Origin of the sequence: Streptomyces sp. NPDC056296, from assembly GCF_042268605.1 — a bacterium.
In the GTDB taxonomy this organism is placed as follows: domain Bacteria; phylum Actinomycetota; class Actinomycetes; order Streptomycetales; family Streptomycetaceae; genus Streptomyces.
Window position 1 is genome coordinate 1 of the sequence record NZ_JBHJRX010000082.1, and the last position, 12,368, is coordinate 12,368.

General features: G+C 70.4%; 12 protein-coding genes. 5 read left to right on the forward strand and 7 right to left on the reverse strand.

Features of this window, described 5'->3' with window-relative positions:
• Window positions 1–151: 151 nt before the first annotated feature.
• Both ACFCZF_RS37290 and ACFCZF_RS37295 read right to left on the reverse strand, forming a co-directional pair.
• Window positions 152–958 (reverse strand): CPBP family intramembrane glutamic endopeptidase, encoded by an 807-nt coding sequence (locus ACFCZF_RS37290; protein ID WP_376675439.1) that lies wholly within the window; start codon window positions 956–958, stop codon window positions 152–154.
• Between the two features lie 157 nt (window positions 959–1,115).
• A complete protein-coding gene (locus ACFCZF_RS37295) occupies window positions 1,116–2,633 on the reverse strand; it encodes a glutamate--cysteine ligase (protein WP_376675440.1) in 1,518 nt (505 codons plus the stop codon).
• A 553-nt stretch (window positions 2,634–3,186) separates the two neighbouring features.
• Here ACFCZF_RS37295 and ACFCZF_RS37300 point away from each other — a divergent pair.
• Both ACFCZF_RS37300 and ACFCZF_RS37305 read left to right on the forward strand, forming a co-directional pair.
• Entirely contained in the window at window positions 3,187–3,771 is a 585-nt protein-coding gene (locus tag ACFCZF_RS37300) for a hypothetical protein (protein ID WP_375905367.1), read from the forward strand.
• Between the two features lie 285 nt (window positions 3,772–4,056).
• Window positions 4,057–4,260, forward strand: coding sequence for a DUF5999 family protein (locus ACFCZF_RS37305; protein WP_121745797.1), 204 nt, complete (start codon window positions 4,057–4,059; stop codon window positions 4,258–4,260).
• A 113-nt stretch (window positions 4,261–4,373) separates the two neighbouring features.
• On the opposite strand, the gene ACFCZF_RS37310 is transcribed toward ACFCZF_RS37305, so the two are convergent.
• The 5 genes from ACFCZF_RS37310 to ACFCZF_RS37330 all read right to left on the reverse strand — a co-directional run bounded on the left by ACFCZF_RS37310 (window position 4,374) and on the right by ACFCZF_RS37330 (window position 10,037).
• Window positions 4,374–5,015, reverse strand: a complete 642-nt coding sequence (locus ACFCZF_RS37310; RefSeq protein WP_376675441.1) for a potassium-transporting ATPase subunit C — start codon at window positions 5,013–5,015, stop codon at window positions 4,374–4,376.
• Window positions 5,016–5,020: 5 nt separating this feature from the next.
• Entirely contained in the window at window positions 5,021–7,210 is a 2,190-nt protein-coding gene (gene kdpB / locus ACFCZF_RS37315) for a potassium-transporting ATPase subunit KdpB (protein WP_376675442.1), read from the reverse strand.
• Window positions 7,210–8,871, reverse strand: coding sequence for a potassium-transporting ATPase subunit KdpA (kdpA, locus tag ACFCZF_RS37320; RefSeq protein WP_376675443.1), 1,662 nt, complete (start codon window positions 8,869–8,871; stop codon window positions 7,210–7,212). Before kdpA ends, kdpB begins: the two co-directional genes overlap by 1 nt.
• 8 nt (window positions 8,872–8,879) lie before the next feature.
• Window positions 8,880–8,969 carry a K(+)-transporting ATPase subunit F gene (gene kdpF / locus ACFCZF_RS37325; RefSeq protein ID WP_109004339.1) on the reverse strand — a complete coding sequence of 30 codons (90 nt, stop codon included), beginning with the start codon at window positions 8,967–8,969 and terminating at the stop codon, window positions 8,880–8,882.
• A 471-nt stretch (window positions 8,970–9,440) separates the two neighbouring features.
• Entirely contained in the window at window positions 9,441–10,037 is a 597-nt protein-coding gene (locus ACFCZF_RS37330) for a DUF1707 domain-containing protein (protein ID WP_376675444.1), read from the reverse strand.
• Between the two features lie 136 nt (window positions 10,038–10,173).
• Here ACFCZF_RS37330 and ACFCZF_RS37335 point away from each other — a divergent pair, with 136 nt between their 5' ends.
• The 3 genes from ACFCZF_RS37335 (at window position 10,174) to modB (ending at window position 12,367) form a co-directional block, all read left to right on the forward strand.
• Window positions 10,174–10,569 carry a helix-turn-helix transcriptional regulator gene (locus tag ACFCZF_RS37335; RefSeq protein ID WP_310874412.1) on the forward strand — a complete coding sequence of 132 codons (396 nt, stop codon included), beginning with the start codon at window positions 10,174–10,176 and terminating at the stop codon, window positions 10,567–10,569.
• Between the two features lie 155 nt (window positions 10,570–10,724).
• Window positions 10,725–11,561, forward strand: a complete 837-nt coding sequence (modA, locus tag ACFCZF_RS37340) for a molybdate ABC transporter substrate-binding protein (RefSeq protein WP_376675445.1) — start codon at window positions 10,725–10,727, stop codon at window positions 11,559–11,561.
• A complete protein-coding gene (gene modB / locus ACFCZF_RS37345; RefSeq protein ID WP_376675446.1) occupies window positions 11,558–12,367 on the forward strand; it encodes a molybdate ABC transporter permease subunit in 810 nt (269 codons plus the stop codon). Before modA ends, modB begins: the two co-directional genes overlap by 4 nt.
• The last annotated feature ends 1 nt before the right edge of the window (window position 12,368 follow it).

A 12,368-nucleotide genomic window follows, 5' to 3' on the forward strand; every position in this document is an offset into this window, starting at 1 on the left:
GCTCCATCACTACAATCACCACCGCCCCCACACCGCAACCGGCGGCAAACCACCCGTCACCAGGTTGACCAACGTCCCTGGGCAGTACACCTAGGGGGCGTCGTCCGGGTGGAGAGGGCGCGGCGAAAGGCTCCCCACCGTTCCCTCCCCGTCACGCCGTCGGCAGCCAGTCGACCTTCCCCGCCAGCAGCGCGTAGCCCACGAAGGCACCGATGTCGAGCAGCGAGTGCGCCACCACCAGCGGGCCCACGCGCCCCCACCGGCGGTACAGGTACACGAACACGACGCCCATCACCATGTTGCCGATGAAGCCGCCGATGCCCTGGTAGAGGTGGTACGACCCGCGCAGTACCGAACTGGCGGCGAGCGACGCGCCCGGGCTCCAGCCGAGCTGGTCGAGCCGGCGCAGCAGGTAGCCGACGACGATGACCTCCTCCAGGACGGAGTTCTGCACCGCCGAGAGGATCAGTACGGGGTACTTCCACCACACCTCCGGCAGTGCCTCGGGCACCACGGTGAGGTTGAAGCCGAGGCCGCGGGCGGCCAGGTAGAAGGCGATGCCGGTGCTGCCGATGACGGCGGCCAGGGCGGCACCGCGGCCCAGGTCCGGCCATGGACGGGTGCGGTCGAAGCCGAGGGTGCGCAGGCCGCGCCCCTCCCGCAGCAGGAAGTGCGCGACCATGGCGACCGGGACGAGCGCCGTGGTGATCCCGAAGAGCTGCCAGGCCAGGTCCAGCCAGGGACGGCCGGGCGCGGCGGAGGCGTTGAGGGTGGCCGCCTGGTCCTTGAGCCCGCCGGGCCGGGTGACCGAGCCGATGAAGCTGATGAGGGCGGACACCCCGCTGGCGCCGAGCGACAACGCCAGGACGAGCAGCGTCTCGTCACGCAGGACCCTTCGCGGAAGCCGCTCCTGACGCATCTGAGGGAACGAATCGTCCACCGGGCCCGCCTCCGCCATGCACACCTGCCTCCAGCTGGACGTCACAGCTTGCCCGATCAGTATGAGGCGACGCGCGGCGGGGGCGGCCCCGGCGCGGTCCGGCGCCGGCACTGTCCGACGCCGGTACTCGCCGACGCCCGACGCCCGCCCGGCCCTTCCCCGGTCCCGATGGGTCTCAGCCCAGCGGCGCCGGCTCCGGCAGGCCCACCGGCCACAGGTGCACGGGATCGCCCTCGTTCATGAGCTCGACGTAGCGGCGGGTCGTTGCGGCCAGCGCGGCCTCCCGGGACAGCCCGGCCTCCAGCGCCCGGTGGAACGTGGCCGCCTGCCAGGACGCGCCGTTGACCCGGCGCCGGCACCGCTCCTCGATCACACCGAGGTACAGGTCCCGGTCGGCGGGCTCCACGCCCCACGCGTCGAGACCGGCCTCGGCGAGCGGCAGCAGTTCGTCGCGTACGAGGACGGCGGCGTCGACCTCGGTGGTGCCGCCCAGCCGGCCGCGCCTGGGCCACTCGAAGCGGGCGTCGATGCCATGGCGGCACGCCGCCTCGAAGTTGGCGGCGGCGGCCTCGAACGGCAGCCGGGTCCACAGCGGCCTCGGCTCCTCGGCGAGCGCGCGCACGACGCCGTAGTAGAAGGCCGCGTTGGCGATGACATCGGTGACGGTGGGCCCGGCGGGCAGGACGCGGTTCTCCACGCGCAGGTGCGGGACGCCGTCGGCGATGTCGTAGACCGGGCGGTTCCAGCGGTAGATCGTGCCGTTGTGCAGGACGAGTTCGGAGAGCGAGGGCACGCCGCCCGCGTCCAGGACCTCCAGCGGGTCCTCGTCGTCGCAGATCGGCAGCAGCGCCGGGAAATAGCGCCGGTTCTCCTCGAACAGGTCGTACGCCGAGGTCACCCACCGCTCACCGAACCAGGTGCGCGGCCGGACGCCCTGGGCCTGCAGCTCGGGCGGGCGGGTGTCGGTGGACTGCTGGAACAGCGGGGGCCGCGACTCGCGCCACAGCTCGCGGCCGAAGAGGAAGGGCGCGTTGGCGCCGACGGCGATCTGCGCGGCGGTGACCGCCTGAGCCGCGTTCCACACGTCCGCGAAGCGGTCCGGGGTGACCTGGAGGTGCAACTGCACCGAGGTGCAGGCGGCCTCGGGAGCGATGGACTTGGAGGTGCAGGTCAGGCGCTCGACACCCTCGATGTCGAGGGTGAAGTCCTCGCCGCGGGCGGCCACGATCTGCTCGTTGAGGAGGGCGTAGCGGTCGACGGCGGAGAGATTGGACGAGACCAGATCGTCCCGGTCCAGCGTCGGCAGAATGCCGATCATCGCGATCCCCGCGTCGACCTCGCCGGCCTTGCGGTCCGCATATGCCAGTGACGTACGGATCTCCTCCGCCAGACGGTCGAATACCCGACCGCCCAACCGGTGTGGAGCGATGTTGACTTCCAGGTTGAACATGGCGAGTTCTGTTTGGAAGTCGCGACTCGCGATGCGCTCAAGGACTTGCGCATTCAACATTTTCGGCATCCCGTCGGCACCGACGAGATTCAATTCGATCTCCAGCCCCATCAGGTTCTTCGGGCGGTCGAACCGCTTCTCCGCCAGAAGTCGCTCCAGGCCCGTCAGGCACCGCTGGAGCTTCTCGCGGTAGCGCTGGCGATCGGACAGGTCGAACTGACCTGCCACGACCTTCTCCCCCATGGAAGAGTCCCTTCTCGGAGCGGTGATTCGAAGATCCGGCCGCCGGGGACCGGTCAGGTGGGATGATGCCCAGCCGAAGCGATCGATAACGTCCCCGCACCGGCCCGGCACCCGCTACGCTGTGCCGATGTGACCGGTGGCACATTCAGCGGGCATGTCGCGTCGAGCAGTTTCCAGGCCGGGAAGTCGTGAAAATCGCCGACGACAATTGGCCGACCGCTCGGTGAACATTCCCCGAGGTCACCGTCGCACACCCGGCGCGAAATCCGGATGATTCCCGCATATCGACGGCCGAATGCAACCTTGTACTGGTTGCCGGAATCGGCTAGTCGAAACACAGTCTGAACACATGTCGTATAAACTCCGCGGACAAGGCAGATGACCGGCGCCCACGGTCGATGGATCCTGCCGTCGAGCTGACGCGCGGCAGGCCTCACCCCCTTCTCGGTTCCCGGACCCCGGCCTCTGCCTCCCCAGCCCCGTGAGCTGACAGCGTCGTCCGCCCCCGCTCCGCCCTCGCGCCACCGTGCCTTCGAATGAGAGGCGACCCATCATGCCCCTGCATGTCCCCCCGGCTCCCGCGCCCGCCCTGCGCTCCGTCCTCACCGCCCTCTCGTCTCCTACCGCGGTCCGCGAGGCCCGGACCCCGTCCCTGCTCGGCGCCCAGGGACCCGCCACGCCCGAACTGCCGCTGCCCGTGCACGTACTGGAGCGCATCACGGCGGAAGGCGTGGCGGTGACGCGGCTGACCGGGTGGCGGTTCCTGATCCGCTGCGGCGACCGCGCGGTGGCGGCGGCGGAGACCATGCTGACCCCCGACGGATGGGCGTTCTCGCACTTCTTCGAGGGCCCCTACGTCGCCTCGACCGAGCTCGCGCTGCGCCAGGCCGAGTCGGTGCCCCAGGCCTACCAGCCGCGTCTGCTGTCGGTCCCCGGGCTCTACATGCTCACCCTGTGGCTGCACGGCGACCGCACCGCGGACGCCGCCGCCGGACACCCCGCGGCCACCGACCTGCTGGTGCCGCTGGCGCCGGCCCCTCCCGGCATCGCGGCCCACCGGCCGCACCGGGTCGCCGAGCTGCTGCCGGTCCTCACACTCCGGGTGACGCCGACACGTCTGCTGCGCTCCCCCGCCTGACCGCCCCTCGCCGGCCGGCCGCCTCCCGACCCGAGCGGACTAGCCCCATAGGGCCATGCCGAACCATCCGAAGTGACAGTGCAGTTGAGATGAACCGTCCGCGTGGGTGACGCGTCATCAACCTGTGAGAAGCGGTGCTGCGAAATACCTGCGGATCGAGGCCCGTGGGGCAACACTGGGTTCGGACCGACTTAACAACGGGGGGCGGCCATGAACGAAGCTTCACGCCGCGGGACAGACAAGACAGCGATCTCACCCGACTCAACAGACCGAGAGACCCCACTCATGTGCCAGCACCAGCCACCGTGCCCTTCAGTCGACTCCGCCGACCGGGAATCCGCCCGCCTCGTGGCGCACCACCCGGAGCAGGGTTGGAGCCTGCTGTGCAACGGCGTCGTCCTCTTCGAGGACACCGGTGAGCTCCTGCCGGACGGCCAGGTCATCGCCCCGCACCGCCCTGTCGGTGCGGGTTTGATGTCCGCCGCCTGAGCACAGGCCGGGCGGGGTGACCCCATTCCGCCCGGTGATCCACGGGGCCGGCCCGCAGGCGTCATCTGCGAACCGGCCCCGACGCGTGTTCCGGGGCGTGCGAGCGGGAGCACTCAGCTCTTCGTCACGAGCTCCTTGAGGGCGATGTTCAGTTCGAGGACGTTGAGCCGCGGCTCGCCGATGAAACCGAGGGTGCGGCCCTCGGTGTGCCGGTCGACGAGCTCCCGTACCTTCGCGACGGCCAGGCCGTTCTCCTCGGCGACCCGGGGAACCTGCAGCCCGGCGTAGTCCGGCGAGATGTCCGGGTCCAGCCCCGAGCCGGAGGAGGTCACCGCGTCGGCGGGGATGTCGGACCGCTCGACGGGGTGGCCGGGGACCGAGTTGTCCTTGATGACGGCGGCCTGCGCCGCCCTCACCTGCTCGACGAGCTCCGGGTTGTCGGCGGCCAGGTTGGTGGCACCGGACAGGATCAGGCGGTACTGGGTGTTGAGGGTGTTCTCCCCCAGACCGTTGGCCGGGCGGCCCTGGAACCACTTCAGGTCGGGTTCCGGAGTCTCCTGCCCCGGTTCCAGCGGCAGGTTGTACGACTGCCCGATCAGCGAGGATCCCACGACGCGGCCGTCCGCCGAGACTTCCGAGCCGTTCGCCTTGCCGTTGAACAGCGCCTGGGCGACGCCCGTGACCAGGGTCAGCACGAGGAGGGCGCGCAGGCCGGCTCCGAGCAACCGGGCGGTGTTCGATACCGAGTTGTTCATGGCGGTCAACCGATTCCGGGGATGAGGGAGAGGAGCATGTCGATGATCTTGATGCCGACGAAGGGGGCGACCAGTCCGCCGAGGCCGTAGACCGCGAGGTTGCGCCGGAGCATCCGGTCCGCGCTCATCGGCTTGTAGCGCACGCCGCGCAGGGCGAGCGGCACCAGCACGACGATGATCAGCGCGTTGAAGGCGACCGCCGACAGGATCGCCGAGTCCGGCGAGGACAGGCGCATGATGTTGAGCTTGTCCAGGCCTGGGTAGACCGCCGCGAACAGCGCCGGGATGATCGCGAAGTACTTGGCGACGTCGTTGGCGATGGAGAACGTGGTGAGCGCGCCCCGCGTGATGAGGAGCTGCTTGCCGATCTCGACGATCTCGATGAGCTTGGTCGGGTTGGAGTCGAGGTCGACCATGTTGCCGGCCTCCTTGGCCGCCGACGTGCCGGTGTTCATCGCCACCCCGACGTCGGCCTGCGCGAGCGCGGGCGCGTCGTTGGTGCCGTCGCCGGTCATCGCGACCAGCTTGCCGCCGGCCTGCTCGCGCTTGATCAGGGCCATCTTGTCCTCGGGCGTGGCCTCGGCGAGGAAGTCGTCGACACCTGCCTCGTCGGCGATCGCCTTGGCCGTCAGCGGGTTGTCGCCCGTGATCATGACGGTCTTGATGCCCATGCCCCGCAGTTCCTCGAACCGCTCCCGCATGCCCTGCTTGACGACGTCCTTCAGGTGGATCACCCCGAGGACGCGGGCCCCGTCACCGTCCTCGACGGCGACCAGCAGTGGTGTACCGCCCGCCTCCGATATGCCGTCGGCCAGCCGCTCGGTGTCCTCGGCGACCTCGCCGCCGTGCTCGCGCACCCAGGCGGTCACCGAACCGGCCGCTCCCTTGCGGATCCTCCGGCCGTCGACATCGACGCCGGACATGCGGGTCTGTGCGGTGAACGCGATCCATTCGGCGCCGGTCAGCTCGCCCTGGTGCCGCTCGCGCAGCCCGTACCTCTCCTTGGCGAGGACGACGACCGAGCGGCCCTCGGGCGTCTCGTCGGCCAGTGAGGAGAGCTGGGCGGCGTCCGCCACCTGCGCCTCCGTCGTACCGCGCACCGGCACGAACTCGGCCGCCTGCCGGTTGCCGAGCGTGATCGTGCCGGTCTTGTCCAGCAGCAGCGTGGAGACGTCACCGGCCGCCTCGACGGCACGGCCCGACATGGCCAGCACGTTCCGCTGGACCAGGCGGTCCATGCCCGCGATGCCGATCGCGGAGAGCAGGGCGCCGATCGTGGTGGGGATCAGGCAGACCAGCAGCGCCACCAGGACGACCATCGTCAGTTCGGTGCCCGCGTAGTCCGCGAACGGCGTCAGGGTGGCGCAGGCCAGCAGGAAGACGATGGTGAGCGAGGCGAGCAGGATGTTCAGCGCGATCTCGTTCGGCGTCTTCTGCCGTGCCGCGCCCTCGACCAGGTTGATCATCCGGTCGATGAAGGTCTCGCCCGGCTTCGTGGTGATCCTGACGACGATGCGGTCGGAGAGGACCTTCGTCCCGCCGGTGACGGCGCTGCGGTCGCCGCCCGACTCGCGGATGACGGGCGCCGACTCGCCGGTGATGGCCGACTCGTCGACCGAGGCGACACCCTCGACGACGTCGCCGTCGCCCGGGATGACGTCCCCGGCCTCGCAGACCACCAGGTCGCCGACGCCCAGCTCGGTGCCGGGGACCGTGCTCCCGTCCACCCGGCGGGCGACCGTGCCGGTCTTGGCCCTGCGCAGCGTGTCGGCCTGGGCCTTGCCCCGGCCCTCGGCGACGGCCTCCGCCAGGTTGGCGAAGAGCACGGTCAGCCAGAGCCAGGCGCTGATGGTCCAGCCGAACCAGTCCCCGGGGTCCGTGAAGGAGAAGGCGGTGGTCAGCACCGAGCCGATCCACACCACGAACATCACGGGCGACTTGACCATCGCCCTTGGATCGAGCTTGCGGAACGCCTCGGGCAGCGATCCGACCAGCTGCGCGGGCTGGAAGAGCCCCCCGCCGACACGGTCCTCGGCAGACGGCCGGCCGGTGGGCACGTCGCTGTGCGGCGCCCGATTCTCGGTGACTGTGGTGGAAGTGGCTGTGCCGGAGGCGGAAGTGGCTGTGGTGGAGGTGCCTGTGGTGGAGGTGCCTGTGGACATGGAGTCCTCTTGCTTCTGTGTACGAGCGGTCATCACGCCAGCCCTTCGGCCAGCGGGCCCAGGGCCAGCACCGGGAAGTAGGTGAGACCGACGATGATCAGGATCGCGCCCACCAGCAGGCCGGTGAACATCGGCTTCTCGGTGCGCAGGGTGCCCGCGGTCGCCGGCACCGGCTGCTGCCCGGCCAGCGAGCCGGCCAGCGCCAGGACGAACACCATCGGCAGGAAGCGGCCGAGCAGCATCGCGAGCCCGGTCGTGGTGTTGAACCAGTCGGTGTTCGCGTTCAGGCCGGCGAAGGCCGAGCCGTTGTTGTTCGCGGCGGAGGTGAAGGCGTACAGCACCTCGGAGAAGCCGTGGGCGCCGGGGTTGAGCATCGAGTTCGGCGGCGTCGGCAGGGCCATCGACAGCGAGGTGAACACCAGCACCAGCGCCGGCGTGATCAGGATGTAGACGGCCGCCAGCTTGATCTCGCGGGGGCCGATCTTCTTGCCGAGGTACTCCGGCGTGCGCCCGACCATGAGCCCCGCGATGAACACCGCGATGATCGCCATGATCAGCATGCCGTAGAGACCGGAGCCGACACCGCCGGGCGCGATCTCGCCCAGCATCATCCCCAGCATGGTGATGCCGCCGCCGAACCCGGTGTACGACGAGTGGAAGGAGTCGACGGCACCGGTGGAGGTGAGCGTCGTGGTCACCGCGAAGATCGACGAGCCGCCGACCCCGAAGCGCAGTTCCTTGCCCTCCATCGCGCCGCCGGCCGCCTGCAGCGCGGGGCCCTGGTGGGCGAACTCGGTCCACATCATCAGGGCGACGAAGCCGACCCAGATGGTGGCCATGGTCGCGAGGATCGCGTAGCCCTGGCGCACCGAGCCGACCATGACGCCGAAGGTCCGGGTCAGGGAGACCGGGATGAGCAGGATCAGGAAGATCTCGAACAGGTTCGTGAACGGCGTCGGGTTCTCGAAGGGATGGGCGCTGTTGGCGTTGAAGTAGCCACCGCCGTTGGTGCCCAGCTCCTTGATGACCTCCTGCGAGGCGACGGCGCCGCCGTTCCACTGCTGCGGGCCGCCCAGGAACTGGCCGACCTCGTGGATACCGGAGAAGTTCTGGATGACTCCGCAGGCGACCAGCACGAGTGCGCCGAGGACGGCCAACGGCACCAGCACGCGGGTGACCCCGCGCACCAGGTCCGACCAGAAGTTGCCCAGTTCCCCGGTGCGCGCGCGGGCGAAGCCCCGGACGAGCGCGACGGCCACGGCCATGCCGACCGCCGCGGAGACGAAGTTCTGCACGGCGAGACCGGCGGTCTGCACGACGTGCCCCATCGTCTGTTCGCCGTAGTAAGACTGCCAGTTGGTGTTGGCCACGAAGGACGCGGCGGTGTTGAAGGCCTGCGCCGGCTCCACCGAGTCGAAGCCGAGCGAGCCCGGCAGGACGCCCTGGAGGCGCTGGAGCAGGTAGAGGAAGAGGACACCGGCGATGGAGAAGGCGAGCACGCCGCGCAGGTACGCGGTCCAGCGCATCTCCGTGTCCGGGTTGGCACCGATGCCCTTGTAGATCCACTTCTCGACCCGCAGATGCCTGGGGGAGGAGTAGATCCGGGCCATGTAGTTGCCCAGTGGGGCGTGCACGACAGCCAGTGCGCCGATGAGGGCGAGCAGCTGGAGCACGCCTGCGGTTACGGGACCCATGGGTACTCTCAGAACCTCTCCGGGAAGATCAGGGCGAGGACGAGATAGCCCAGCAGGGCGACGGCCACGAGCAGGCCGACTATGTTCTCGGCGGTCACAGCTTCGTCACCCCCTTGGCGACGAGAGCCACCAGCGCGAAGACCGCGATCGTGGTGACGACGAAGGCCAGATCGGCCATCGTGAGCTCCTGGAGTGGGGTTCGGTTGCGACTAGGACGCTTAGAGCAAAGCCCCTGCCACGACCGGAATCGACCACCGTTGACGGGTCCCATACGGTGGTCTGTGCCCCTTTGACGGATCTCTTACGGCGCCCGGAGCGGGGCGCTCGGCGACCGCCAGCCCGCCCGCGAGGCGCGGGCCCGCCGCGGAGGCGCAAAGAACGACGAAGCGCACGTCAGAGCCACATCAAGACCATCCGCCCGCCGCTCTCCGCTCTCCGCCCGCCGCCGCCGCCCGCCGCCCGCCGCCCGCGCGGTCCCTACGGTCGCCTCCATGGCACAGCCCCACGACACGCCGTACGACCGCCGCTGGGCGGGTGACCTGTACGCGGACCCGCCGGGTGAGCCGTGCCTACGCCTTTCTCCCGAACCTGCGACGCGCCGAACGCACCACGACCTTCCCCCAACTGATCTCTCCCGTGACCCGTACCCGCAGCACCACGGGCGCGCCGGTGTCGACGGCGCGCGCCGTCTTCACCTCGGCATAGCTCGCCACCAGCGAGTCGGTGTCCACCACGATGCCGGGCCGGGTCACGAGCTTCAGCGCACCGGCGCGCATGTCGAGGTCGATGTGGAGGGTGTCGTGGGTGATCACGGCACGGTCGAGATCGAGCGTCACCTCGCCCCAGCTCGACCGGATCTCCATCCGCCGCGGCACCACCCAGCCGTCGCCACGCCGGGTGGACGCCCCCTCCTGCTCGATGCGGACGACGTCCTTCACCTCGACGGCCGGGCCCCCGCCCGGCACCACCGGCAGGTCGGCGGTCAGGGCCGCCAGCTCTCCCAGCGTCCGCGCGGTGAGCGCCGCGCCCACCCGCTCGTCCAGTTCCTCGGCGGTCAACCGGCCGTCCCCGGCGGCGCCGCTCAGCACGTCCACGACCTGGTCCCGGTCCGCGTGCGAGGCCCGTAGTCCGGGCGACTCACCGACTCGCGAGGGCTGCACCGTCATCGCTCCACCCCGATCTCCCCGGGGCGCCCGAGCGAACACCCCATCGTCACCGCACAGACTAACGCTATATCGCGTTATACCCAACGGTCCGCCCCGCGTCACCACCACCTCCTCCCGGCGCCCTATCGTGACCGGCATGCAGTCCTACACGATCGGCCAGGCGGCGCGGCTGCTCGGCGTCAGCCCGGACACCGCCCGCCGCTGGGCCGACGCGGGCCGGATCACCACCCACCGCGACGAGGGCGGGCGGCGGCTCGTCGACGGGCGCGATCTGGCCGCGTTCTCGGTCGACCTGGCCCGGTCCGGCGGCGCCGACGAGGAGACCCCGTACACCTCGGTCCGCAACGCCTTCCCCGGCATCGTGACCGCGATCAAGCTCGGCGACGTAGCGGCCCAGGTCGAGATCCAGGCCGGCCCGCACCGGCTCGTCTCCCTGCTGACCCGGGAAGCGGTCGAGGAGCTCGGCCTGGAGGTCGGCATGGAGGCCACCGCCCGCGTGAAGTCGACGAACGTCCATATCGACAGGGCCTGACCCACCACCTCCCCCGCCAGTCCCGTACGAACGCACATGCCAGCTATTTCTCATCACTGGCTCGCTCATGCGATGTGACAGGAGACTTACCCCTCGCAGATGCGGAAGTATGATCGGCGCAAGGGAGAGCCCAGACGCCGAGGGAGTGGCCCGTGATGACCCGTTCCGTGTGCAGGACCCGCCGCATCCGCCGGAGCCTGCGGGTGAGCGGTGCGGGGGCCGCCGCGCTGCTGGCCCTGAGCGCGTGCTCGTCGTCCCCCGGCTCGGATGCGGACTCGGACTCCGCCGGTTCCTCGTCGTCCTCCTCGGCGAAGGTCTCCGGCCAGGTCACCGTGTTCGCCGCCGCCTCGCTCAAGGAGAGCTTCACGACGCTCGGCGAGCAGTTCGAGAAGCGGCACCCGGGAACCGAGGTCACCTTCAACTTCGCCGGCAGCGACTCCCTCGCCGCCAGCGTCACCAGCGGCGCCCCGGCGGACGTGTTCGCCTCCGCCAGCCCCAGGACGATGGCCACCGTCACCGACGCCGGGGCCACGGACGGCAACCCGTCCACCTTCGTGCGCAACCAGCTGGAGATCGCCACCCTCCCGGGCAACCCCGACGAGATCTCCTCCCTGAAGGACCTCACGGACTCCGGCCTCAAGGTCGTGCTGTGCGACAAGTCGGTGCCCTGCGGCGCCGCGGCACAGAAGGCGCTGGAGGCCGGCGGTCTCCGGCTCACCCCGGTCTCGTACGAGCAGGACGTCAAGGCCGCCCTGACCAAGGTCGAACTGAACGAGGCCGACGCCGCCGTCGTCTACAAGACCGACGTGAAGGCGGCCGGTGGCAAGGTGACCGGCGTCGACTTCCCCGAGTCGGCCAAGGCCGTCAACGACTACCCGATCGCCCTCCTCAAGGAGGCTCCCAACCCCGACGCGGCGAAGGCCTTCATCGAGCTGGTGAAGTCCGCCGAGGGACAGCGGGTGCTGACCGCGGCCGGGTTCCGCACGCCATGAGGAAGACCGACGCGCCCAGGACCCGCGCCCGCATGGTGCCGGTCCCCCTGTTGGTGCCCGCCCTCGTCGGCCTGGCCTTCCTGCTGCTGCCCCTGATCGCCCTGCTGGTGCGGGCACCGTGGCGCGACCTGCCCGACCAGCTGGCCAGCCCGGAGGTGTGGCAGGCCCTGCGGCTGTCGCTGCTGTGCGCCACGTCGGCGACCGCGCTGAGCCTGGTCGTCGGCGTGCCGCTGGCCTGGCTGCTGGCCCGCACGGAGTTCCCCGGCCGCGGCTTCGTCCGCGCGCTGGTGACGCTGCCGCTCGTGCTCCCCCCGGTGGTGGGCGGCGTGGCGCTGCTGCTGGCGTTCGGGCGCAACGGCGTCATCGGGCAGTGGCTGGACGCGTGGTTCGGGATCACTCTGCCGTTCACGACGACGGGCGTCGTCCTCGCGGAGACGTTCGTGGCGATGCCGTTCCTGGTCATCAGCGTGGAGGGCACCCTGCGTGCCGCCGACCCGCGCTTCGAGGAGGCCGCCACGACGCTGGGCGCCTCCCGCTTCACCGCGTTCCGCCGGGTCACGCTGCCCCTGATCGCGCCGGGTATCGCGGCGGGCGCCGTCCTCGCGTGGGCCCGTGCGCTGGGCGAGTTCGGGGCGACGATCACGTTCGCGGGCAACTTCCCGGGCCGGACCCAGACCATGCCGCTGGCGGTCTATCTCGCCCTGCAGAACGACCCGGCGGCGGCGATCGCCCTCAGCCTCGTACTGCTGGCCGTCTCCATCGCCGTACTGGCCGGCCTCCGGGACCGCTGGATGAGGGCATCATGAC